We start from the raw sequence: 22,434 nt of genomic DNA on the forward strand, positions 1-22,434 counted from the left end.
CCTCAGCTTCCGCCGCGGGCCACGGAGTTGCCCGCATACAGTCCGGACGCCTCCGCGGCCCCGGTGGTGCCGAGGTCGAGCCGGCCGCTCTGTCCGTAGAACTCCTGCGGATTGCGCCACAGGACGCGGTCGACGTCCGTCTCGTCGAATCCGGCGGCCAGCATCGCCTCGGCGGTGGCACGTGTCAGGAGCGGGTCGCTGTGCCCCCAGTCGGCCGCGGAATTCACCAGCATCCGTTCGGTGCCGTATCCCCGCAGGATCTCGACCATCCGGGAGGGCGTCATCTTGGTGTCCGGGTAGATGGAGAACCCCATCCAGCAGCCGGAGTCGGCCACCTGTCGGACCGTCAGTTCGTTGAGATGGTCCAGCACGACGAAACCCGGGTCGATCCCGGATTCCGCCACGACGGCCAGGGAGCGTGCGGTGCCGCCGGCCTTGTCGCGGTGCGGCGTGTGGACGAGTGCGGGCAGCCGGTGCGCGACGGCCAGCGCGAGCTGCGCGGCGAAGGCGTGCTCCTCGGCCGGGGTGACGGTGTCGAAGCCGATCTCACCGACGGCCACGACGCCGTCCTTGGCGAGATAGCGCGGCAGCAGATCCAGTACGGGGGTGCAGCGCGGGTCGTTGGCCTCCTTCGGGTTGAGCCCGATCGTGCAGTGGTGGCTGATCCCGTACTGGGCGGCGCGATAGGGCTCCCAGCCGAGCAGTGCGTCGAAGTAGTCGGCGAAGCTCTCGGCCGAGGTCCGGGGCTGACCGAGCCAGAACGCCGGCTCGACCACGGCACGGACACCGACGCGGTGCATGGCGCGGTAGTCGTCGGTGGTACGTGAGGTCATGTGGATGTGCGGGTCGAAAATCCGCATGTGCGGGCTCCTGCGGGATAGGGGGGTGGGCCGTGGGGCGCGCTAGCCGGCCGGGACGAGCAGCGCGGCATCGGCCGGTACGGGGCGGCCCGCGGCACGCCTCTCGTCGGCGAACGCCTGGGTCATTCGGGACAGTTCGGCGTCCTTGCGCGCGTGCAGTCCGGCCACCGCGGTCAGCGGTATGCCGCTGAACAGGCACTTGAGGACCGCATGGCGCCAGCGGTGCTGGTCCAGGTGGGCTCGGGCGTACGGGCCGAGCGCGGCAGTGATCAGCCGGGCGTCGTTGGTGCGCAGGGCGTCGTCGGTGAGTACCGTTGCGGCGTCGCCGATCGGCAGGTAGGGCAGCGACAGCAGCACTCCGCGCCGTTCGCCGGCGTCGCCCTGCGCGTACCGGCGGGCCGCCTCGGCGGCGGTGCGTTCGGGGGCGAGGGACAGCAGCAGCGCGGCGCGTACGGCATCCTCGACGGCCCAGCCCGCGCGGTCCGGGAGCGCCCGTTCGGGCAGTGGAAGGCGGCCGTAGACACGGCCGGCCGAAGGGAAGCGGCTGTCCAGTGCGGTGGGGTCGGCGGCCACGGCGGCCCGGTCCGCGGCGAGCCGTTCACGGCGGGATCCGTCGAGCGCGGCGTCCAGCGTGCCCAGCAGGGCGCGGACGGTCCGGCTGTCATGGACGGCGCCTGCCGCTGTCGGGGTTTGCGGGGTCGTCATGGCCGGGGCCCGCCCTTCACGAGTTCGGGTACGGACGCGCTCGCGGTCTCGGCCGCCTCGCGCAGGAATGCGATGCTGCGGCGTGCCTGGACGGTCGCGGCATGGCTGTGCCGGGGAAGTTCCACCGAGACCAGGCCGCGGTAGCCCACCTCGGCGAGCGCCGCGAGCACCGGCGGGAAGTCGATCTCGCCGTCCCCGAAGGGAAGGTGCTCGTGGACCCCGCGCCGCATGTCCTCGATCTGTACGTGGGCCAGCCGGTCCGCCGTCCGGTGCACGCACTCCGCCTCGGAACGGGGCTCCAGGCAGCGGCAGTGGCCGATGTCGAGGGTCAGCCGGAGCCGGTCGTGTCCGTCGAGCAGCCCCACCAGGCGGCGGTAGTCGTCCAGCGTGGCGACCAGCATGCCCGGCTCCGGTTCGAAGGCCAGGTCCACCCCTGACCGCGAGGCGTGGGCGAGGACGGTGGCGCAGCCTTCGGCGAGCCGCTGCCACGCCTCCTGCTCGGGGACGCCCTCGTCGGAGGCGACGCCGCTCCACAGGTGCACTGTCGTGGCACCGAGTTCGGCGGCGATGTCCGTCGCCCTGCACAGCAGGTCGACGCGGTGGCTGCGGCCGTGGGCCGACACCAGGGTCGGCCGGTGCTTGCGCATCGGGTCGAGCAGATAGCGGGCGCCGGTTTCGACGACCACGTCGAGTCCGGTGGTTTCGAGGACCGTGCGGACCTGGGCGATCCGCGCGGTGAGATCCGGCGCGTACGGGTCCAGGTGCTGGTGATCGAGGGTCAGCGAGACCCCGTCGTAGCCGAGATCCGCCAGTACTCTCAGTGCGTCCGCGATGCGGTGGTCACCGAAGCCGTTGGTGCCGTAGGCGAAGCGCAGAGCATCGGCCGTCGTCATGTCGGTGACACCTTCCGGGCCAGTCGTCGGGCCAGGGGCAGCGCCGCCGTCAGCGGCAGGGCGGCGGCCGTGGAGCCGGCCGCCGCGGTCAGCGCGGCCTGGAGCGGCATCATCGCGTGGATTCCGGCGCCCACCGCCCGTCGTACCGTCGGGGCCGAGGGGGTACGGGCCGCGTCGAACTGGGCCGGCCCGCACGTCGTGAGATAGACGGCGGCGAGGGTGCGGCCGACTGCCCGGTCCCCGGGCGCCGCCCGGTTCCCGTACGCCGCCGCTGCCGCCGTGACCGCCCCGGTGACGGCGAGCGTTGCGGCGGGGACCGCCCTGGTGGCACCGCTCACCTCGCGTCGGCTGAGCACCGTCACGGCGAAGGTGTGCGCGGCCATGGTGAGCGCGGCGGGGAGCGCGGCCCGGGTCCGTCCGCGCCGCCCGTGCGCGCCGCCCGTACTGCCCAGCAGAACGTCGAGGCCGCGGGCCGCGGCCATGGCCGCGGGGCCGGCCGGGGTCGCCTTGAGGGCGAGGTCGTACGCCCAGACGACTCCGGCCAGCGACACGGCGGCGGGCAGTGCCGCACGACCGCCGCTCAGCGCGGCGAGGCCGAGGCCGGCCGCGGTGAGACCGGAGGCGATGGCCAGCGCCTGTCCGGGCGAGACCTCGCCGGACGGGATCGGGCGTTCGGGACGTTCCACGGCGTCGAGGTCGCGGTCGGCGTAGTCGTTGAGCGCCATGCCCGCCCAGTAGAGGCAGACGGACGACGCCGCGAGTCCCAGCGTCCCGCGTCCCGGGATCCGGCCGTTGGACACTCCGGCCGCAGCCGCTCCGGCCAGCACATCGCCGGGGACGGTGAGTGCCGCGGGCGCCCGTACCAGGCGGGCGACGGCGCCGGCGGAGGGAAGCCACCGGTCGGAGGGACCGGACCGGTACCCGGCACGGCGCCGGCCGGCCGGAGCGTACGGCCGTGCGCGCCGGCCCGCGTGCTCGGCCGCGTACGGGCCGGTTTGCCCGGCGGCGTACGGGGCCGTGTCCCGGCCGGAGCGGCCCGAGCGGCCCTGGAGGCCGCTCACGGTTTCACCGCCGCCGCGCCCAGCGCCCAGTCGGCCAGGGCCGTGAACTGTTCCTCCAGCCCGTGGACGGTCGAGCCCACCGGGTCCTTGAAGAAGAAGCCCAGTTCGGGCACCGGCCCCACGGCACCCGACCGGTGGGCGAGCGCCATGAACCGCGCCAGGTCGAGCACGAGCGGCGCGGCGAGGGCCGAGTCGCAGCCCTCCCAGGTGAACTGCATCGTCATCCGCACGTCGAGGAAGCCGTTGAAGACGATGTGGTCCCAGGCCGTCTTCCAGTCGCCGAGTGCGGCGATGTGGTGGATGTGGACCCCGCCCTCGACGGCGTGGCCCAGCCCTTCGTCGAGCACCCGCCGCTTGGACGCCGTCTTGCTGCGGGCCCGGGACGGCTCGGCGAGGGCCGCGCCGTCGCCGCCGCCGAGCAGGTTCGTACCCGACCAGGAGCGCACCTCCAGGGCCCGACGCGCGAACATCGGCATCAGGACGGACTTGACCAGGGTCTCCCCCGTCTTGCCGTCGCTGCCCGCATAGGGCAGTCCGGCCGCGACGGCGTACTCGTCCAGCGCGGGCAGACGCGCCCCCGCCGACGGGGTGAAGTCGACGTAGGGACAGCCGGCTCTGAACGCGGCGAGGGCGTAGACCGAGCTGTACGTCAGCGGGGACGCCCCCAGGGCGAGTGCCGTGTCCAGTGCGTCCAGCGATGCGCACGCCGGGTCGGGGTCGGCGTGCGGTTCGGTCGTGGCGACGTTGATCACCACGACCCGGTCGAGGCCCGCACGGAGCCGGAAGGACTCGATGTCCGCGGCGACCGCCTCGATCAGCCGGTCCTGCCGGCCGGCCGCCGACGCATCGCGCACGGGCCGGATCTCGGCGTCGGCCGCGGCGAGGTCGGCGGCCAGCGGACCGAGGAGCGCGGAGGGCAGGACACCTGCCTCGGACAGCTGCTCGGCCCGCTTGGCCAGCGGGGTCTCGTCGGTGTCGTGGCCGCCGAACACCAGTTGGTCCAGCCCCGGCAGGCCCAGTTCCGCGAAGGCGGGCAGCGCTGCGACACAGCCGGTCTGCCGGGCGAGTCCGGCCCGGATCGCCGCGGCTCCGACGATCGCGGTCGTCGCCACGGAGCCGCGTGCGCCGATCAGCCAGACTCCGGTTCTCTCCTCAGACACTGCGGTCGGTTCCGTCCGTTTCGACGTATGCATGGCGATGCCCTCTCCCTCTCGGAACTCGATGGACGTGTCAGCTGACGCCCTGCGGGTACGGGAACGTCTCGAAGGCGGTGTCGACCTGGGCAGGGCTGCGGCTGAGCCACTTCGCGGTCAGCGTGCGCAGCTGCCCGGGTGCCATCGGCGGGTAGATGACGTCGGGCTTCGGTTTCACGATCGACTGGATCTCCCAGGAGAGACCGATCAGCGGGTCGATCGGCGCCCAGCGGCGGGAGTCGATGCCGAGCAGCTGCATGGCGCGGAGGTAGCAGTGCCAGGCGTGGAAGCCGACCGGCGGGTTGCCGTTCATGGTGTGGCTGCGCTGGCCCTCGGACAGCCGCGGGTCGTAGAGCACGCCCTGGCCGAAGTCTGCGAACGCCTTGGTCAGACCGGCCGGATCGGTGCGCGGGTAGTAGCGGTCGATGACGCTCCACTGGGCGTCGGACAGTACGGTCAGCGCGTCCTTGAGCGGGGTGACGAGCGTGCGGAAGCCGCTGGGGTAGGTGCCGGCGCTGCGGTGCGCGAGGTAGGCCTGGACGATGGCGACCTCGGGGTCCTCGCCGAGTACCTCACCGAGCTTCTCGTTGGCGGCAATCACCTCCGGAGTGCGGTGGTACCAGAGTTCCTGGTCGAAGACGTACCAGAACTCGTTGGAACGAGGGTCCCCGTTCATGCCCGGCACGGTGGGAATCTCCGGACCGTCCTTGGGCGTGATCCGGCGAGAGGCGGACGGTGCGGCAGGAGATGCCGTTGCCGCAGAGGCCGCCGTGGCCGTCGCGGCGGTGCCGAGGCCGGCCAGGACGGCGGCGCCGGCGGATGTGCGCAGGACCTGGCGGCGGTCGATGGGCGGAGTCATGGGGAAGTCTCCTTCGAAGTACGGAGGTTGATGGTCCAGAACCTAGGAAGAGGGGCTATACCGGCCCTATACAGCGGACCGGTCGGCGGCCGGCGCCGCGTCGGGCCGCCGAAGTGCCGGACTGATCAGGGCGGTCAGGGCCAGCAGCACCATGCAGCCGGCGATCGCGGCGAGGGCGTGTGTCACACCGGCGCCGTCCAGGAGGAAACCGCTGCCGAGTGCGCCGAGGGCGCCCGCTCCGGAGGCGATCAGCGTGAGGACGCTGCTGACCCGCCCCTGCATCGCGTCGGGTGTGACGGAGACCTGATAGACGCCGCCCAGCACATTGACGAGGCCACCGGCGTACGCCATCACGGCGAGCAGCACACCGATCACCACACCGCGGCCGGCGCGAGCCGCTCCCCGGCGACCGGCGGTGCGGCGTCCGTGGCGGCCGGCCTGCCCGGCCACCAGAACCTGCGGCCGACATCGAGGGCCAGGGCGGGGACCAGCACGGACCGGACGAGGAAGGTGTCGATGAGGACGCCGATGGCCACCACGATGCCGATCTCGATGAACGCCACCTGCGGTGCGGTGGTCAGCGCGGCGAAGGTCGCCGCGAGCACGGCGCCCGCGCTGGTGATGACCCCGCCGGTGGAGGTGAGGCCGGAGAGCACCCCGGCACGGTGGCCGCGGTGACCGACCTCCTCACGGATGCGGTGGATGAGGAAGATGTTGTAGTCGACGCCGAGCGCCACCAGGAACAGGAAGCCGATCAGCATGACCTGGATGTCCACCGCCGGGAAACCCAGGACGTGCTGGAACAGCTGCCAGCTGATGCCGAGCGCGGCGAAGTAGGACAGCACCACGGTCGCCATCAGGAGGAGCGGGGCGACCAGCGCCCTCAGCAGCGCCACCAGGATGAGGAAGACGACGGCGAGCACCAGCGGGATCACCACCTTGCGGTCGTGCGCCTGCGCCTCGGCCTTCTCCTGAGCCATCGCCGTGGGCCCGCCGACCTTCGCGTCGGCATCGGTCACGGAGTGCACGGCGGTGCGGATACGGTCCACGGTGCGGGCCGCGGCTTCGCTGTCCGCGCTGTCCTTCAGCACGACGCGCGTGGCGGCGAGAGTGCCGTCGGTGGACTTCTCCGCCGGGGCCACCTCGGCGATCCCGTCGATTCCCTTGAGCGCGGCGGCGATCGCGGGGGCGGCGTCGGCCCTGCTGATGACCTGGGCCGGCTGGCTCTGCCCGGCCGGGTAATGGGCGGCGAGAAGGTCCTGGCCGGCGATCGAGCCCGGCTTGCCGACCACGAGGTGTTCGTCGTCGAGTCCGGTCCTGAGGCCGAGCGAGCCGAGTGCGAGGACGGTGAGGACGAGAGCGGAGCCGATCCACACCAGACGGGGACGCCGGGAGATCCGGCCGCCCATCCGGTCCCACAGGCGGTGGTTGGCATTCTTCACGGCCACTCCGGCACGCGGCACGTTGGGCCAGAACACCCAGCGCCCGAGCAGCACCAGCACGGCCGGGAAGAGCGTGGTCATCGCGGCGAGTCCGCAGACGATGGCGATGGCTCCGGAGGGGCCGAGCGTGTAGTTGAACCCGACGTCCGCCCGGGTGAGACAGAGCAGACCGATGCTGACGGTCGCCGCGGACGCGGCGATGGCCGGCACGGCACGGCGTACCGCGGTCTGTGCGGCCAGGTGCCGGTCGTCGTGGACCCTCAGTTCCTCGCGGTAGCGGGCCAGCAGCAGCATCGCGTAGTCGGTGCCCACACCGAACAGCAGGGCAGTCACCACGATCTCGTTGCCTCCGCCGACCGTCAGGCCGAAGCCCTTGGCGAGGAGATACGAGACGGCCTGGGTGGTGAGGAAGGCGACGCCCACGATGAGGAGGGGCAGCAGCCACAGGATCGCGCTGCGGTAGGTGATCAGCAGGAGCGAGGCGACGACCAGGACCGTGATGATGGTCAGCGCGCGGCCGGTCGACTCACGGGCGTCGGTGGCGTCCAGCGAGTTGCCCGCCGGTCCGGTCAGCTTCGCGTCGAGGCCGTCGGGCCGGTCGGCCGTGGCCCGGTCCCGCACCTTCTTGGCGTTGTCCGCGAGTGCGGTGCTGTCCTCCTTGTCGAGGGGCACCAGTACGGTCAGCGCCTTGCCGTCGGCGGAGGGCCTGGCCGGTCCGACCGGCCCGGCCGCCAGTGCGGCGTACTCTTTGACGTCGGCGGCGACCTTCGCCCTGTCCTCGGAGGTGAGCCCGTCGGCGCGGGCGTAGACGACGATGCCGAGCGAGATCTTGCCGTCGGCGAACCGGTCGGCGAGGCCCGCGACATCGGTGGACTCGGCCCCGCGGGGCAGCTCGACGGTGAGTTCGTCCTTCTCGATGCCGGACAGCTGTCCGGCGAGCGGTACGGACACGGCGACGATGATCAGCCAAGCGACCAGCGTCAGCCATTTCCCCTTCCTTCCGCCCGGTAAGGTCAGGAGCCGGTCGGCCCAGCTCTGCGGTCGTGACATGGGGACTCCTCGTCCAGGGGTTGGATGATGGGGGTGGGGGGTCAGGCCGCGGGTTGTGCGGCGAGTGCCGCCTCCGCGTCGTGGCGCTGGATCCAGGAGGTGTCGGCTACGAGCGCCTTCATCTCCTGGCCGGACTGATTGCGGGGCTGCGGGCCGGCCGGCCCGCCGCCGAGGCGCTGTGAGCCGCTGTCGCGGCTGCCCAGCTGGACCTGTGCGGTGTGCGCGAGGCGGACCGTCTCGTACCGGTGCAGAGCCGCGGCGATGTCCTGCCGCCGGCTCCCGCCCGCTTCGGCGAGGCAAGCGGCCAGCACGACGGCGTCCTCGATGGCCTGGCTGGCGCCCTGCCCGTGGTGCGGCAGCATCGGGTGCGCCGCGTCGCCGAGCAGGGTGGTGCGCGGGGTGCTCCAGCGGTCCAGGGGGTCACGGTCGCGGAGCGACCAGTGACCGGCCTCGCCGGCGGCATCGACCAGCTCCTGGACCGTGGGGTCCCAGCCCTGGAACGCCTTTGCCACCAGGTCGAGTTCGGCCGGCCGGCCCCAGGACTCGCGCTGCTGCTCGTCGTCGTTCTCCGGGATCACCGCGACGAAGGAGAGCTGCCGCCCGCCGCTCACCGGGGCGGTGAGCATCCGGCCGCCGGGGCCCGCCCACACGTACATGTCCTCAGGGTCGAGGCGGGGCAGCCGGTTCATGTCCACGAGTCCGCGCACCGCGCAGGTACCGGTCGGCACCAGCAGGTCTCGACCACCCGCAACAGCCGCCCTGACCAGCGAGTTGACGCCGTCCGCGCCGATCAGGACGTCGGCCCGCGCGGTGGATCCATCGGCGAAGCGGAGTTCGACGCCGTCGGCGTCCTCGGTGTGGCCGGTGCACCGGCTGCCCAGGCGCAGCGAACCCGCCGGGAGCCGCTCGGCCAGCAGGCCGTGCAGGTCGGCGCGGTGCATGGTGTAGTGCGGGCCGCCGAACTCCGTCTCCCAGACATCACCCATCCGGCGGCGGGTGAGAACCTGGCCGTCGTTCCAGCGCCGCACTTCGAGGGCCTCGGGACGTACGGCCACCTCGCGCAACTGCTCGGCCAGGCCGAAGCGGTGGAGGATCCGGCTGCCGTTGGGCGCCAGGTGGAGGCCGACGCCGACCTCGCGCAGTACGGGCGCCTGCTCGTAGACCTGGGCCCGCAGTCCTCGGCGGGTCAGTGCCATCGCGGCGGTGAGGCCGCCGATGCCGGCTCCGACGATGGCGATCTCGGGGGCGGTGTGCCGTGTCATGGAATCTCTCACGCTCTCTCAGATACGACCGGCGGTGGCCAGCTGGTCCCGGACATGGCTGACAAGGGCATCGACCGTGGGGTGTTCCCACACCAGGGCCGCGTCCAGTTCCAGGCCGAAGCGGTCCTCCAGATCGCCGCAGAGCGCGACGGCGTAGACCGAGTCGAGGCCCATCGAGATCAGCGAGGCGTCACGGGCGACGGCGGCGGGGGACTTTTCGAGATAGTCGGCGACCCGTTCGATCAGCCAGTCGCGGGTGGTCGCGGCTTCGAAGTCCAAGGCGTCCTGGTTCGTCATCACGCCTGCCTCTCGGTGGCGTACAGCGGGGTGAGCGCGTCCGAGAGGAACAGCTCCCGCATCAGCGTGCGCTGGATCTTCCCGCTGGTGGTGCGGCGGACCTGGCCCGGCCTGACCAGCACGATGTGCGGGGCCTTCATGCCGAGGCTGCGGCCCATGGCCTCCTTGACGCGGGCGGCGAGTTCACCCAGCCGGGCGGGGTCCCGCTGCCCGGCCCGTATCTCCTGCACGACGACGATCTCCTCGCCCCGGCCGTCCGGGCCGGGTACGGCGAACGCGCTGGCGATGCGTCCTTCGAAGGCCGGATCGAGAGCGCCGACCTCGCGCTCGATGTCGTGCGGGTAGAGGTTGCGCCCGTGGATGATCAGCATCTCCTTGATCCGTCCGGTGATGAAGAGCTCCCCGTCCAGAAGGGCGCCGAGGTCGCCGGTGCGCAGGAAGCCCCGTTCGTCGTCGGTGGTGGCGGCGTGGAAGAGGCGTTCAGTGGCCTCGGGGCGCTGCCAGTAGCCCTGGGTGAGGGATGCACCTCGCACCCAGACCTCGCCGATGTACCCGTCGGAGAGTTCGTCGAGCGAGGTGGGGTCGACGATCCTGACGTCCATGCCGGCGACCCGGCCGGAGCCCGCCAGGGTCACGGAGTCCCGCTGCGGGCCGACCGGCACCAGGCGGTGCCCTTCGAGAGCCTGCGGATCGACCTGCCGCAGCACGGGCGCGCGGCCGGTGGGGGTGCCGGAGACCAGGAGGGTGGTCTCGGCGAGGCCGTAGGCGGGAGCGAAGGCCTCGTAGCGGAAGCCGGACGGGGCGAAGCGCTTGGCGAAGCGCTCCATCGTCGCGGCGTCGACGGGCTCGGCGCCGTTGGCCGCGCAGAGCCACCGGGAGAGATCGAGGCGGGCGATCTGCTCGTCGGTGAGGCGTCGGGCGCAGAGGTCGTAGGCGAAGTTGGGGGCGCAGCTGACCTGGATGTCGTAGCGGTCGATCAGGTCGAGCCACATGTGCGGCCGTTTGAGGAAGGACGTCGCGGTCATGAGGACCGTCGTGGTGCCGAGGTGGAGCGGTGAGAGCACGGTCAGGATGAGACCCATGTCGTGGAACATCGGGACCCAGCCGCAGAAGCGCATGCCGGCGGTCCAGCCGAGCGCGTCGGTGAGTTCCCCGATGTTGTGCGCGATGTTCGCGTGGCTGACGACCACACCGCGCGGCTCGCTCGTCGATCCCGAGGTGTACTGCAGGAAGGCCACGTCGTCGGGGCCGCTGCACGGATCCGTCCAGTTCCCGGGCTCCGCGAGTTCTCCCTGGTCCGTAACGGCGAATTCCAGTACGGGAGTTCCGGGCTCGGCCAGCCATGTCTCGACGTCGGGAAGGCTGACGCTGTCGGTGAGCACGAAGGCGGCCGCACAGTCGACGGCGATCCGGGCGGTCCGCTCGGCCTGGTGGGCCTGGCCGCCGGGCACCGGGACGACGACCGGGGCGAGTCCCGCGTAGAGGCAGGCGGCGAAGGACTTCACCAGGTCGAGGCCCTGCGGGTGCAGCAGCAGGACCCGGTCGCCCGGACGGCAGCGGGTCTGCAGCCAGGCGGCCGTCGACCGGGCGGCGCGGTCCAGGCCGGCGTAGTCCAGCCGCTCGGGGGCGTGGTCCTGTGCCGATCCGCGGAAGAACAGCACGGCGTCCCGGTCGGGCGTTTCGGCGGCATGGCGCCGCAGCCTGCCAACCATTCCTTCGAATTCTGGAGATCCGGCTCGCATTATTCCTACTCTCCCTGTCGGACCGACCGGCCCATTCATGTGGCGCATCTCTGATTTCTCTGAATTTCCCCGAATGAGGTCATGACTCATCGGGCGCAGCATGCCCGTGACGGCTATACGGCGCCTATACAGCTGCGACGTTCAGGAATTCAGATAGGCAAGGACGGCGAGAACGCGGCGGTTGTCGTCGTCGGAGAGTGCCAGGTCGAGTTTTGTGAAGACATTCGACGTGTGTTTGGTGACGACCTTCTCGCTGACGCCGAGCCGTGCGGCGATGGCGGCGTTGGACCGGCCCTCCGCCACCAGCGCGAGCACCTCCCGCTCGCGTACGGTGAGCCGGGCCAGCGGTTCGTCGCTCGCGTTGCCCGCCAGGAGTTTCGCCACCACGTCCGGGTCCATCGCGCTGCCTCCGGCGGCCACCCGGCGCACACAGTCGATGAACTGCCGGCTGTCGAAGACCCGGTCCTTGAGCAGGTATCCGATCCCACCCGAGCCGTCCGCCAGCAGTTCGCGCGCGTAGAGCTGCTCCACGTACTGCGAGAGCACCAGCACCGGGAGTCCGGGGATCCTGGTCCGTGCCTCGATGGCGGCGCGCAGTCCCTCGTCGGTGAAGGTCGGCGGGAGACGTACATCCACGAGCGCCACGTCCGGCCGGTGCTCGATGAGCGCGTCCAGGAGTGCGGGTCCGTTGTCCACGGCTGCGGCGATCTCGAATCCATGAGCCGTGAGGAGGCGGACCAGACCTTCCCTCAGGAGGAAGAGGTCTTCGGCAAGAACAATGCGCACGGGATCTCCATAGTCGCCATCGTCGGTCCGCCCTGGGGGCTGTTCACGGCAAGTATGCCGTCGAATGCGGCAATGCGGCTCTCAATTCCGCGCAGCCCGGTTCCCGCCGATGCGGTCGCACCACCGACTCCGTCGTCGCTCATGCTGATGCGCAACGCGTCGTTCTCGTGCCGGATATCGATCCAGACGCGCCCGGCGCGGGCGTGCTTCGCCACGTTCGTCAGCAGTTCACTGACGGCGAAGTACGCGGCGGACTCGACGGGTGCGTCCAGCCGGCCCGGCAGATCGACGACGACGTCGACCGGGAGGGGACTGTCCAGGGCCAGGGCGCGTACGGCATCGCCCAGTCCCCGGTCGGAGAGGACCGGCGGGTGAATTCCCCTGACGAGATCGCGGAGTTCGCCGAGCGCCTTCGAGGACGAGTCCCGGGTCTCCGCCAACAGGGCGCGGGCGGCTTCGGGGTTGGTGTCCAGGAGTTGCTCGACGGCGTCGAGATTCATGCCCATGGCGACCAGCCGGGCCTGGGCCCCGTCGTGCAGATCCCGTTCGATGCGGCGCAGCTCCGCCGCCTGACTGTCCACGACCGCCCCTCGTGTCAGAGTCAAATGGCCGACCCGGGCGGCGAGTTCGTCCCCGGGCCGCGGGCCGAGCAGCTTGCTTGTGAACAGGGCGTGGGCGGTGAGGAGGCGGGGGCCGGCCCAGAGGCCGAGACCGATGAACCCGATGCCGGCCAGAGGCATCAGCCAGGTCCCCACACCCCGCTCGCCGCTCACATGGATCAGACCGGCGTAGTGGTCGTCGTAGCCGGCCGACACGAGAGCGTCCCAGACGAACGGGAAGACCAGGCCCTCCAGTCCGTAGACGAGCAGGGCCGCGGGCAGCAGCGCGAGCACGGTGCCGATGACCGGGTCGGTGATCGTCCACAGCATGTCCCGCCAGGTGGCGGGGTCAAAGAGCAGTTGCCGGCAGCGGCGCACCCGGCCGAGGAATCCCGGCTCACGGTCGGGCAGCGGAAGGTACGGCTCGGAGATCCTGACCCCGGACCAGGTGTACGCCAGGCGCCGGGACCGGTTCGCCAGCTTCCGTACGCCCGCCACCACGAGCGGCAGGAGCAGCACACCCACACCGAACCCGAGATAGACGAGGGAGATCACCATCAGGACGAAGAGTGCGAGCTGCGGCACCTTCTGGGCCGCCAGGGCGATTCCCCGCAGCGGCGCCTGCCAGAGCCTGGGCGGTGCTGGTGTTGTCATGACTGCCTCCTGCGAGTGGGTCCTCTTGGTCCCGGCAGAGATCAGTCTGTCGTGCGACCGCCTCGGCATCATTGGGCCTGCCACCCCTTTTCCAGGGGGGACTCAGGTCCCCCCTGGAGATCCCCTGGAGATCCCCTGGAGGATCCTTGGGGGGACGCCTATGCGGGAGCCTTGCGCGGGGCCGCCTCGATGAGGGCGGCACGGGCGCCGCGGGTGATCGCCGAGGTGTCGAAGCCGCCCCGGTCGAGCAGGGCACGCCACTGCGACTCGGTACGCTCCCGGCCGCCGAGCAGCACCAGCATGTGCAGGTCCAGGAGTGCGGCCGGGTGCCGCGATCCGTCGTCGGGAACGACCTGTTCCAGGATGAGGAGCCTGCCGTGCTCACCCATGGCACGTCGGCACGACGCCAGGATCCGCACGGCCTGCTCGTCGTCCCAGTCGTGCAGGATCTGCGCCAGCACGTAGACGTCGCCGCCGGACGGCACCCTGTCGAAGAAACTGCCGCCGACACAGTCGGCCCGGCCGTCGAGCCCGGCGTCGGCGAGGACACGGCGGGTCTCTTCGAGTACGTGCGGCAGGTCGAGGATGACGCCCTTCAGCCGGTCGTTGCCGCGCAGCAGATCGCTGAGCAGGGCGCCGTTGCCGCCGCCGACGTCGACGACCGTGCCGACCTCGCTCCAGTCCCACTCCAGGAGCGGCAGGAGGCGGAGGGCCACGAGGCCCGCCTGGCCCTCGTTGAAGGTGCGGGCCGCCTCGGGGTTGTGGGCCAGCCACTCGAAGTAGGGGCTGCCGTAGACGTGCTCGAAGCCGGGACTGCCGGTGCGCAGCGAATGCGTGGCGGCGCCCCACGCCCGATATGCCTCACCCGCCATCAGGCTGGAGAGATGCGCGAGCGAACCGGGGACGTCGGTACGCAGGAGGGAGCCCATGTCCGTCAGTGCGAAGGTGCCGGGCTGTTCCTCGGTCAGGATTCCCTCGGCGGCGAGGACGCGGAGGAAACGGTGCAGGGCGTCGGGGTCGGCGCCGGTACCGGCGGCCAGTTCGTCGATGCGGTGCGGGCGCCGGGCCAGCAGATCGGGGATGCCGAGTTCACAGATCGCGTGGATGGCCTGCGAGACGATGTAACCCATGATCTTCTGGCGGAGTTCATGGTTGTACCGCTCGGCGGTGTCCGGCCGGCTGTCGTGCATCAGTGGACTCCCTCGTCCGTGGTGGTGTGGCTCGCGCCTTCCGCTCCGGCGTCGCGCCTGAGGCGGGGGAACAACGGCACCTGCGCGGCCGTCTTGAGATAGGAGGCGCCGCTGGTCCCGCCGGTGCCGGGCACATCACCGATGATCTTCAGTGTGAGTCCCCAGTGGTTGCGCTTCATGGCGCCCCACGCCTTGTCCAGCCGCAGCATCGCCTCGGCCACCCGGCGTGCGTCATCGGTGTGCAGGGCGGCGGCGCGTGCCACGAACGCGGCGTCCAGACCCGGCCCTTCGACGCGCACGTCGGGGATCTTCTTCCCCGTGGGCATGGGCTGTCCGGGCATGCAGAACGCCTCCACCTGCCGGTACCAGCGGGACTGGATGGCGCTCCGGCCGTCGGTGTATCCACGGATGACCGCGAAGGATTCGACGGGCATGCCGGTCAGCACGCGGTAGAGGATCGGGGTGGCCTCGATGCGGGCGGCCGCGTCGGCCAACAGCTCGCACACGGCTGCCACGTCGCCGCGCTCCAGCCCCGCCGACGCCGCTTCCACACCACGCGCCACCTGCTGGTAGATGCCTTCGAATATCTGGATGCTGCGGATGAACATCAGCTCGTCGTGCAGACGGGTCGTCGGAATCAGGGTGAGTTCCACCGCCTTGCGGTGGATCACCGGGAAGCGTGCGGCCGTCGACTGGGCCGCCTTGGCTGCGACGGCTGCCAGGATGTCGGCGGCGCTCTGCACGCTCAGCACGGTCCGCAGCTGCGCCAGGTCCTCCGACTCGGCTGCCGCGTACGGGAGATAGTCCCCGATCCGGGTCAGTGTCCGGGCGGCGGCCCGCGTGCGCGCGTAGGCGCGCGGCGCGTCCGGCGCCGCGGCCAGGGCATCCGCCTCGATGGCGACCAGGTCGGCGACGGCCACGGCGGTGAATCCGTCGACGGCCTCCACTCTGCGGCCCGGACCCGCCTGTTCGACCAGCGAGTCGAAGACCGTTGTCCCGATGTACGAGTCGTAGTCCCCGTCCGTCCGGTCGTACGTCATGGGCAGCCAGTCGGCCAGCAGCCGCTCCTCCCCGTACGCCGGGGCGGCCGGGGTCAGCCGCTCACCGACGGCCCGGAGTTCGGCGAGCAGTTCGTCGTCGGCGTGGTTGCGTCCCACGGCCCGGTAGTACCCGAGCACGTCGGCGTACGGGAACGCCTGCGCCGGAGCTTCGGACCAGCGTGCGAGTGCCGCGCGAGCCGCGTCCGGGGAGCGGTCGGCCGGTCGGGCGCGTTCCACGGCCAGGCTCACTCCGCCCACGCCGCTGTGGGCCGGCCAGACGGTCTCCTCGGGGGCGGCGGCGGCCTGACCACCGCTTCGATCTTCTGATGTGGATCCCACGGACTACCCCAATATTCCCAGGATGCGGACGGACGGGCCCGCACCAACCGATCAGTCGGGTCTGTGCACCGCCACACTCCTGCTGGTCGGTCTGGCTGCCGCGATCAGCACGGGCCCGACGACGGCGGACGGCCACCGGGTCACCGTCGAGCAGCCGTGGAGCAACCCCGGCAACGGGGACAGCGGCACTGCGACGAACGAGCAGCCGTGGTCGTGACAGCGACGCACCCGCAGACCTACTCGTGACCAGCACCGGACGAGCCCGCCGGGCCGGTCCCCGCCCCTGCCGCGGACCGGCCCGGCGTTTCCACCACCGCCCCGTCGCTCTCAGCGCTCCAGCAGCCGGGCCAGTTCCGCGACCGGTAGAGACCGTCCCGCACCCACCGTCCGTGCCGCCCGGGCGACCCGGGCCACCCGACGCTGCCAGGCATCGGCCCCCAGGTCGGCGAACACCTCCTGACTGCGGCTGAGCACGGACACGCCTTCCCCGTCTCCCCGTGCGACCAGAATGACACCGAGATCGACCGTGATCCTGGCCTGCAGGAACCGGTCGGCCAGATCCACGGCCAGGACGAGGGCGTGCTGAAGACAGCTCTGCGCGTCGTCCAGCAGCTCCTGGCGCCACAGTGCCTCGCCCAGACCACGCAGGGCGTACACCTCGCCGACCGCGTCCCCTTCGACCCGGGAGAGCCCCAGCGCGGTGCGGCAGTGTTCCGCCGCCCTCGCGGGCTCCCCGTTGCGCATCTGGGCTTCGGCCAGCCGGTAGGTGTTCTGCGCCTCGCCCCGGAGGAAGCCGGCCGCCCGGCTCATCGAAACGGCCTCGGCGCTCAGGATGATGCCTTCACGGACCCGCCCACACTCCAGTTCGATCTGGGCCATCAGACCGAGAACGTAGCTCTCGGACATCAGATCACCGACTTTCCGGAATCCCCGCAGCGCTTCCTCGGCGTGGTGCAGGGCTGCCCCGAGGTCCCCCCGGAACCGCTCGCACAGCGCGAGATTGCGGCGTACGAGCGCCAGGCCGTGGTCCTCGCCCTGCGCGTCGAAGAGTTCCTGTGCGGGAGCCAGCCAGGCCTCCGCCTGCGCGTACCGGTTCTGGTAGATCTCCAGTGAGCCGAGCGACTGCAGCATCGCCGCTTCCCCGACCCGGTCGCCCGCGCTGCGGGCCGCCTCCAGGGCATGCGCGGCGCACGTACGCCAGTCCTCCAGATAGTTGTGGGTGGAGAACAGCGTGCTGCTGCTCATCGTCAGATCCCATGCCTGTGCCGACCGGCCGGTGCGCGCCGCCTGCTCGACGACGGCCACGATCGCGGCCCGTTCGGATTCGAACCACTCCATCGGGTCGGCGAGCAACGCGTCGACCATCTCCGCGGGCAGGGTCAGGCGGGGCGCGGGCCCGTGAATGATGGTGTAGTCGCCGCCGTGCGCCCGCCGGTGGGCTGCGTCGGCGAGCGCGAGCCACCCGCCGTGAGCCCGGTCGAGAGCCGCGTCGCGCTCCTCCTCGGTCTCCTCCGCCTGTGCGCGCTCCCAGCCGAACAGGCGCAGCAGGTCCTGGAAGCGGTAGCGGATCGCGCCCTCGCTGTCTCCGGTCACCACCTCCAGCAGTTGGGCGTCGACGAGCTGCTCGATCAGGGTTTCGGCCGTCGCCGGGTCGGTGTCGAGCACGGCGGCGCCCACCCAGGACGTGAAGTCCGGTACGGCGAGCAGCCCGAGGCGTCGGTACATCCGGGCGGCGGTCGGAGGCAGCGCCTGGTAGCTGAGCTGGAATCCGGCGCGTACCCCCTGGTCGCCCTGGCTGAGCTCGTCGAGCCGCAGCCACTGGTTGGACAGCCGGCTGACCAGGGTCCGAACCGACCAGTGCGGTTTGGCGGCAAGCCGGGCGCCCGCGATGCGCAGGGCCAGCGGCAGCCGGTCGCAGAGCCGGCTGAGCAGTTCGGCCCCGGCGGGATCGGCATCGATCCGCTCCTCCCCGGCGACCTTTCGCAGCAGCCGGACGGCCTCGTCCTGGTTCATGACGTTCAGCCCGATGCGGCGTACCGCGTAGTCGCCGGTCAGTCCGTCCAGCGCGTCCCGTCCGGTGATCAGCACACAGCAGCGTCCGTTGCCCGGCATCAGCAGGTGGACCTGCTGGTACGAGGCGGCGTTGTCGAGCACGATCAGCGCACGTCTGCTGCCGAGGACACTGCGGTACAGCGCGGCCCGTTCGTTCGGGTCGGCCGGGATCTGCGGGCCGGGAACCCCGAGCGCCCGCAGGAAACGGTCCAGGACTGCGCTGGCCGCCGTGGGGTCGTCATGTTCGTCGTATCCCCTCAGATCGGCGAAGAGCTGACCGTCGGGGAAGTGTTCGGCGACACGGTGGGCCCAGTGCACGGCGAGCGCCGTCTTGCCCACCCCGCTCACCCCGGATATCGCACCCACGGCGAGCGGTGCGTGCCCCCGGCGCTCGTCGAGCAGTCCGTCCAGCAGCGCGAGTTGTTGCACCCTGCCGGTGAACGCCGCTCCACCGGCGGGAAGTTGGGCGGGCACGGAGAAGGCCGGTGCGGCGACATGCCGTACCGTCAGCTCCGGGGCGTCGCGGAGCACCTGGTCGTGCAGCTCCTGAAGTGCGGGGCCCGGCTCGATCCCCAGCTCCTCCACGAGCAGTTGCCGTGCCTCACGGAAGACCTCCAGCGCCTCCGCGCGCCGCCCCGACCGGTAGTGGGCGAGGATCAGATGGGCGCGCGCCTGCTCGCGCAGCGGATGCTCCTTGACCAGCCCGGCGAGTTCGCCGATGAGCGAGCGGTGCTGGCCCAACTGGAGGCGCAGCCCGGCGAGTTCCTCGTACGCGTCGAGTCTGAGCTCGTTGAGCGCCGCGGCGCCCTCCTCGACGCCGTTGATCCCGTCCAGAGCCGGCCCGCGCCACAGGTTCAGTGCGCTCTCCAGCACGGCTCCGGCTTCGGCCGTCTGCCCGCGCCTGATGAGCTCGCGCCCGCGACGGATCTCTCCCTCGAACTCCAGCGAGTCCACCACGTGATCGCCGGTTGCCAGGATGTAGCCCGGATGGGCCGTCACGATGAGGTTGTCGGCCTTCGCCTCGGACTCGAAGGTCTTGCGCAGTCCCGAGACACAGATCGCGATCTGATTCCTCGACGTCGAGGGCGGGCTTCCCTGCCAGACCGCCTTGATGAGACTGTCCACGGACACGACGCGGTCCGGTGACAGCAAGAGCATGGCCAGGACCGTGCGTTGTCGCGCTCCCCCCAGTGCCAGTTTGCGTTCCCCTGCGTTGACGACCAGTTGTCCCAGAATTCTGAACACCAACTGCTGCGACATGGACTCCCCCGTCCCTCGAACCAGTCTGACTGCATGCAATCAGACCTGGCCATAAAAAATGACCAATAGAATCACTGGATCACCTCGACGCACAGGGTTGCGCCGGCTGGAGCGGTCCGGGCCGAGCTGGACGATCCCGGCTCGCGCGCCCGGCCGGGCCGACCGGGGTTCCCGCCGAGGACCAGAAAGGGATGGACAGGGAGCGGGCCGTCCCACAGGGTTTACGTCGATGACACGTACCGATTCGCCTCCCGCATGGGACGAGCGCACCCAGCTGACCACCTTCCTCGACTACGTACGCGACACCGCACGCGCGAAGTGCGAAGGCCTCTCGCCGGAGGATGCCCGCCGGGCCCCGCTGCCCGGCTCCCCTCTGATGACGGTCGCCGGGCTGATCAACCACCTCAGCTGGGTCGAGTACTACTGGTTCGAGGTGGCCTTCCTCGGCGGCGAGGACGAGGGCCCGTGGACGGACGAGGACCCCGACCGCGAGATGCGCATCGCGGTGGACATGCCGCTCGCCGATGTGCTGTCCCAGTACGAGGCGCGGACGGTCCGCTACCGCGAGCTGGTCGCCTCCCACGACCTGGACACCCGGGCCGAACAACCCCGCAGGGACGGCCGTCACCCCGATCTGCGCTGGATCCTCCTGCACCTGATCGAGGAGACCTCTCGGCACAACGGCCACCTCGACGTGATCCGTGAGATCGTCGACGGCACCACGGGCATCTAGTGCTGTGACCGGAGGACGAAGCACCCCACCTGGTGAACTCCGGCCCTGAGGCACTCGTCGCGTTCACCCGTGCTTACGAGAAGGCCGCCGCCGAGGCCGCTGCAAGGCCCGCGGCTCAAGGGGCCCTCCGACCCGATGTGGATGGCGACAGCGCGGGCACGGTCTGCGAAACCGGGCCCCTGCGGGGTGTGCGGTGCATCCGACTGTCCGTGATGACCGACAAGACCACCAGCCCCGAGCGGCAGCGCGAAGCCGACGGCACAGCGGCGCGAGCGTCCGGCCGGTGCCTTTGGTTCAGGACGGTCCTATTGCGCCACTCGCGGCCGGTCCCAGGGTGGATGCCGACGAGGGGGCCGGCCTCGCTGTTGCCGTACCCGAGATCCGTGAGACGGAAGTACTCCTCCCGCTCACGACGCAGCTTGAAGCCCCGGTGTGCTGCTTGACCGGCCGGATCCCTAAGTCCGTCACATCCCCTGAGCCGGAGTGTTGCGATGACCACTGGAACTCAAGGGGCCTTGTTCTGCAACGTGACACCCACCCCCCAGAGTGTCACGTTCGTTCATACCCCCTCTGGTCCGACGGCAGGCCAGGAAGCAACCGGCCGACGCGCCGCCAGAGGGTGAGTGGGACCGGGCGAGGGTGCCCAACCCCAATGATCGGGGCAATCCCTACCGCCAGACGCCTTCTCGACCTCCGGTCACGGACATCAACGGGGCAGCCGAACCAAGGACTTGGTGCCCCGCTGCGGCGAGGTCGCATCACACGCACCCCACTCCCCTCCCCAGTCGTCCACAACAGCAGTCAGCAGCCAGAGCGCCCGCCGACGCCGCGTCTCACAGAGCGCGGCGTCGGCGGGCGCTCGAAGGTGGCGGGGGTGCTGGTCCCAGACGAGCAGACGGAGCGCGTCGTCGCGGTGGCCCAGCGATACGTACAGCTCCTTGCCCGGACTCATTCTTACGGTCACGGTGATGAGTTCGGCGACAGCGAGCGTGGTCGGCCAGATGGACGAGCTGAGCCCGTGCGCCTTCAGGGCGGCGGCGATCGCGGTACGGCCGATGAACGCGCTGCGGACATCGCCGGGCAGCGTGAAACTCAGCGCGAGGCCGTGCGCGGAGCGGCCCTTCGAGCGGAGGTAGGGCTGCGGGTACTGCTGCGGGTCGGAGTGAGCGCCGGGATGCGGATACGGGACCGGCGTGCGCGTCTCGGCGAGAGCCGGGCAGAGTGCGGTGAGTGGAGATGGGTGCATGGCGGACTCCCCTGGTACGGGTGGCGAGTTGGCGGCGTCTCTCTTTCGCGTGGGCGCGCACGGGTGGCTCACGCCGTTGCGCTGCGGACGAGCAGTGGCCTGTCTCCCTGGCGCGGGACCACCCCTCCCAGGGCAGGAGGTTGCGGGCAGGACCGCGCGATGCACTTCGGCTCGTCGCCGCGTGAGCGGTGCGTGACCCGCCGTAGTGCAGAGATGGCACTTGTGTCATAAAGATGGAGGCAATTGCCTCCCAGTTGTTGGACTCGGTACCCCGCGCAGCGGCAGATTGTGTCCACAGTCCGTGAAAGAGGGGGCCCATGCCGAGCAGTGCCACTCCCACAGAGCGCCAGAAACGACTCGGTGCCGAGCTGCGCAAGATGCGCGTCGCAGCCGAGGCGACCACCGCCTACGCGGCCGGCCTGCTGGGCATCGACCGGACGGAGATCTCCAACATGGAGGGCGGCGTCCGTCCGATCACACCTGCACGAGTTCGCACCTTGGCCTGCAACTACGCCTGCGCCGACACGCTTTACGTCGACGCCCTCGTCGATATGGCCGAGCAGCGCGAACGCGGGTGGTGGGAGCAGTACAGGGGCACGCTCCCCTCAGGCCTTCTGGACATCGCCGAACTCGAATGGCACGCGACACGCATCCGTACGGCGCAGACCGTCCATCTTCCCGGCCTGCTCCACACCGACGGATACGCTCGCGCGGTGTTCGGCTCCGTTCTGCCCGAGCTGTCCCGTCTGGAGGTCGAGTTGCGGGTTGCGCACCGGATGGAAAGGCAACAGCTACTCGACCGTGAAACCCCCGTCGACTACGTGGGATACGTACATGAAGCCGCCCTGCGCATGCAGTTCGGCGGCCGGGACGTCACGCGGGAGCAACTGCTCCACCTGTGCGAGATGTCGGAGCGCGAGCACGTCGACGTACGGGTGATTCCAGTCGCCCGAGGCGCATTCCCCGGAGCCGGACACGCGCTCCTCTATGCGCACGGTGTCGTACCCCAACTCGACACCGTGCAGCTCGACTCAGCTCACGGTCCTGAGTTCATGCACGCGGATGCGCAGCTGACCAAATATCGCGCACATCTGGACTGGATGGAGGATGCCTCGCTGGCTTCCGCCGCGTCCAGAGACTTCGTTCACGCCATCTCCAGCCAACTCTAAGG

Annotated in this window: 20 protein-coding genes; 3 read left to right on the top strand and 17 right to left on the bottom strand. The window is 70.8% G+C overall.

The features are described 5' to 3' along the window. Window positions 1-2: 2 nt before the first annotated feature. From ACIOMQ_RS01195 to ACIOMQ_RS01265, 15 genes are all read right to left on the bottom strand, one after another. Window positions 3-860: a TatD family hydrolase gene (locus ACIOMQ_RS01195; RefSeq protein ID WP_401261402.1), complete on the bottom strand. Its 858-nt coding sequence runs from the start codon at window positions 858-860 to the stop codon at window positions 3-5. 42 nt (window positions 861-902) lie between these two features. Next, window positions 903-1,565 carry an EboA domain-containing protein gene (locus ACIOMQ_RS01200; protein WP_362200056.1) on the bottom strand — a complete coding sequence of 221 codons (663 nt, stop codon included), beginning with the start codon at window positions 1,563-1,565 and terminating at the stop codon, window positions 903-905. Next, window positions 1,562-2,458, bottom strand: a complete 897-nt coding sequence (locus ACIOMQ_RS01205; protein WP_362200053.1) for a sugar phosphate isomerase/epimerase family protein — start codon at window positions 2,456-2,458, stop codon at window positions 1,562-1,564. The genes ACIOMQ_RS01200 and ACIOMQ_RS01205 overlap by 4 nt, the downstream gene beginning before the upstream one ends. After that, entirely contained in the window at window positions 2,455-3,519 is a 1,065-nt protein-coding gene (locus ACIOMQ_RS01210; RefSeq protein ID WP_362200050.1) for an SCO3242 family prenyltransferase, read from the bottom strand. Before ACIOMQ_RS01210 ends, ACIOMQ_RS01205 begins: the two co-directional genes overlap by 4 nt. Continuing rightward, on the bottom strand, window positions 3,516-4,712 hold the full coding sequence (locus tag ACIOMQ_RS01215; protein WP_362200047.1) for an inositol-3-phosphate synthase: 1,197 nt from the start codon (window positions 4,710-4,712) through the stop codon (window positions 3,516-3,518). Before ACIOMQ_RS01215 ends, ACIOMQ_RS01210 begins: the two co-directional genes overlap by 4 nt. 37 nt (window positions 4,713-4,749) lie before the next feature. Beyond that, complete coding sequence (locus ACIOMQ_RS01220; RefSeq protein ID WP_401261406.1) at window positions 4,750-5,571, bottom strand: hypothetical protein; 822 nt, start codon at window positions 5,569-5,571, stop codon at window positions 4,750-4,752. 66 nt (window positions 5,572-5,637) lie between these two features. Then, window positions 5,638-5,937, bottom strand: a complete 300-nt coding sequence (locus ACIOMQ_RS01225) for a hypothetical protein (protein WP_401753776.1) — start codon at window positions 5,935-5,937, stop codon at window positions 5,638-5,640. A 5-nt stretch (window positions 5,938-5,942) separates the two neighbouring features. Continuing rightward, a complete protein-coding gene (locus ACIOMQ_RS01230; protein ID WP_402187495.1) occupies window positions 5,943-8,063 on the bottom strand; it encodes an MMPL family transporter in 2,121 nt (706 codons plus the stop codon). A 41-nt stretch (window positions 8,064-8,104) separates the two neighbouring features. Continuing rightward, a complete protein-coding gene (locus ACIOMQ_RS01235; RefSeq protein WP_402187498.1) occupies window positions 8,105-9,325 on the bottom strand; it encodes an FAD-dependent monooxygenase in 1,221 nt (406 codons plus the stop codon). An 18-nt stretch (window positions 9,326-9,343) separates the two neighbouring features. Then, window positions 9,344-9,622, bottom strand: coding sequence for an acyl carrier protein (locus tag ACIOMQ_RS01240; protein ID WP_402187501.1), 279 nt, complete (start codon window positions 9,620-9,622; stop codon window positions 9,344-9,346). Continuing rightward, the gene (locus tag ACIOMQ_RS01245; protein WP_401943208.1) at window positions 9,622-11,334 is read right to left on the bottom strand and encodes a fatty acyl-AMP ligase; all 1,713 of its coding nucleotides are present in this window, start codon (window positions 11,332-11,334) and stop codon (window positions 9,622-9,624) included. The genes ACIOMQ_RS01240 and ACIOMQ_RS01245 overlap by 1 nt, the downstream gene beginning before the upstream one ends. A gap of 171 nt (window positions 11,335-11,505) precedes the next feature. Continuing rightward, on the bottom strand, window positions 11,506-12,150 hold the full coding sequence (locus tag ACIOMQ_RS01250) for a response regulator transcription factor (RefSeq protein WP_362206933.1): 645 nt from the start codon (window positions 12,148-12,150) through the stop codon (window positions 11,506-11,508). Continuing rightward, window positions 12,114-13,403 (bottom strand): sensor domain-containing protein, encoded by a 1,290-nt coding sequence (locus ACIOMQ_RS01255; RefSeq protein ID WP_362206932.1) that lies wholly within the window; start codon window positions 13,401-13,403, stop codon window positions 12,114-12,116. Before ACIOMQ_RS01255 ends, ACIOMQ_RS01250 begins: the two co-directional genes overlap by 37 nt. A 158-nt stretch (window positions 13,404-13,561) precedes the next feature. Then, on the bottom strand, window positions 13,562-14,593 hold the full coding sequence (locus ACIOMQ_RS01260; protein ID WP_401943211.1) for a methyltransferase: 1,032 nt from the start codon (window positions 14,591-14,593) through the stop codon (window positions 13,562-13,564). Beyond that, window positions 14,593-15,972, bottom strand: a complete 1,380-nt coding sequence (locus ACIOMQ_RS01265) for a hypothetical protein (RefSeq protein ID WP_401261428.1) — start codon at window positions 15,970-15,972, stop codon at window positions 14,593-14,595. Before ACIOMQ_RS01265 ends, ACIOMQ_RS01260 begins: the two co-directional genes overlap by 1 nt. A 22-nt stretch (window positions 15,973-15,994) precedes the next feature. Between ACIOMQ_RS01265 and ACIOMQ_RS01270 the strand changes: the two genes are divergently transcribed. Then, the gene (locus ACIOMQ_RS01270) at window positions 15,995-16,189 is read left to right on the top strand and encodes a hypothetical protein (RefSeq protein WP_362206929.1); all 195 of its coding nucleotides are present in this window, start codon (window positions 15,995-15,997) and stop codon (window positions 16,187-16,189) included. A 110-nt stretch (window positions 16,190-16,299) separates the two neighbouring features. On the opposite strand, the gene ACIOMQ_RS01275 is transcribed toward ACIOMQ_RS01270, so the two are convergent. Then, complete coding sequence (locus ACIOMQ_RS01275) at window positions 16,300-19,284, bottom strand: BTAD domain-containing putative transcriptional regulator (RefSeq protein WP_362206928.1); 2,985 nt, start codon at window positions 19,282-19,284, stop codon at window positions 16,300-16,302. A 229-nt stretch (window positions 19,285-19,513) separates the two neighbouring features. Between ACIOMQ_RS01275 and ACIOMQ_RS01280 the strand changes: the two genes are divergently transcribed. Beyond that, window positions 19,514-20,017: a DinB family protein gene (locus ACIOMQ_RS01280; protein ID WP_401261435.1), complete on the top strand. Its 504-nt coding sequence runs from the start codon at window positions 19,514-19,516 to the stop codon at window positions 20,015-20,017. 706 nt (window positions 20,018-20,723) lie between these two features. On the opposite strand, the gene ACIOMQ_RS01285 is transcribed toward ACIOMQ_RS01280, so the two are convergent. Next, window positions 20,724-21,263, bottom strand: a complete 540-nt coding sequence (locus ACIOMQ_RS01285; protein ID WP_402187506.1) for an ATP-binding protein — start codon at window positions 21,261-21,263, stop codon at window positions 20,724-20,726. Between the two features lie 317 nt (window positions 21,264-21,580). Between ACIOMQ_RS01285 and ACIOMQ_RS01290 the strand changes: the two genes are divergently transcribed. Then, window positions 21,581-22,432: a DUF5753 domain-containing protein gene (locus tag ACIOMQ_RS01290; RefSeq protein WP_402187508.1), complete on the top strand. Its 852-nt coding sequence runs from the start codon at window positions 21,581-21,583 to the stop codon at window positions 22,430-22,432. Window positions 22,433-22,434: the final 2 nt, after the last annotated feature.

The sequence above is a fragment of the Streptomyces sp. NPDC087845 genome (assembly GCF_044742755.1).
Classification (GTDB): domain Bacteria; phylum Actinomycetota; class Actinomycetes; order Streptomycetales; family Streptomycetaceae; genus Streptomyces.

Bases quoted from the DNA above. Each gene is read 5' to 3' on its own strand.
- ACIOMQ_RS01195 (WP_401261402.1), bottom strand. From the start codon at position 860: ATGCGGATTTTCGACCCGCACATCCACATGACCTCACGTACCACCGAC.
- ACIOMQ_RS01200 (WP_362200056.1), bottom strand. From the start codon at position 1,565: ATGACGACCCCGCAAACCCCGACAGCGGCAGGCGCCGTCCATGACAGC.
- ACIOMQ_RS01205 (WP_362200053.1), bottom strand. From the start codon at position 2,458: ATGACGACGGCCGATGCTCTGCGCTTCGCCTACGGCACCAACGGCTTC.
- ACIOMQ_RS01215 (WP_362200047.1), bottom strand. From the start codon at position 4,712: ATGCATACGTCGAAACGGACGGAACCGACCGCAGTGTCTGAGGAGAGA.
- ACIOMQ_RS01220 (WP_401261406.1), bottom strand. From the start codon at position 5,571: ATGACTCCGCCCATCGACCGCCGCCAGGTCCTGCGCACATCCGCCGGC.
- ACIOMQ_RS01230 (WP_402187495.1), bottom strand. From the start codon at position 8,063: ATGTCACGACCGCAGAGCTGGGCCGACCGGCTCCTGACCTTACCGGGC.
- ACIOMQ_RS01235 (WP_402187498.1), bottom strand. From the start codon at position 9,325: ATGACACGGCACACCGCCCCCGAGATCGCCATCGTCGGAGCCGGCATC.
- ACIOMQ_RS01240 (WP_402187501.1), bottom strand. From the start codon at position 9,622: ATGACGAACCAGGACGCCTTGGACTTCGAAGCCGCGACCACCCGCGAC.
- ACIOMQ_RS01245 (WP_401943208.1), bottom strand. From the start codon at position 11,334: ATGGTTGGCAGGCTGCGGCGCCATGCCGCCGAAACGCCCGACCGGGAC.
- ACIOMQ_RS01255 (WP_362206932.1), bottom strand. From the start codon at position 13,403: ATGACAACACCAGCACCGCCCAGGCTCTGGCAGGCGCCGCTGCGGGGA.
- ACIOMQ_RS01260 (WP_401943211.1), bottom strand. From the start codon at position 14,593: ATGCACGACAGCCGGCCGGACACCGCCGAGCGGTACAACCATGAACTC.
- ACIOMQ_RS01270 (WP_362206929.1), top strand. From the start codon at position 15,995: ATGCGGACGGACGGGCCCGCACCAACCGATCAGTCGGGTCTGTGCACC.
- ACIOMQ_RS01275 (WP_362206928.1), bottom strand. From the start codon at position 19,284: ATGTCGCAGCAGTTGGTGTTCAGAATTCTGGGACAACTGGTCGTCAAC.
- ACIOMQ_RS01280 (WP_401261435.1), top strand. From the start codon at position 19,514: ATGACACGTACCGATTCGCCTCCCGCATGGGACGAGCGCACCCAGCTG.
- ACIOMQ_RS01285 (WP_402187506.1), bottom strand. From the start codon at position 21,263: ATGCACCCATCTCCACTCACCGCACTCTGCCCGGCTCTCGCCGAGACG.
- ACIOMQ_RS01290 (WP_402187508.1), top strand. From the start codon at position 21,581: ATGCCGAGCAGTGCCACTCCCACAGAGCGCCAGAAACGACTCGGTGCC.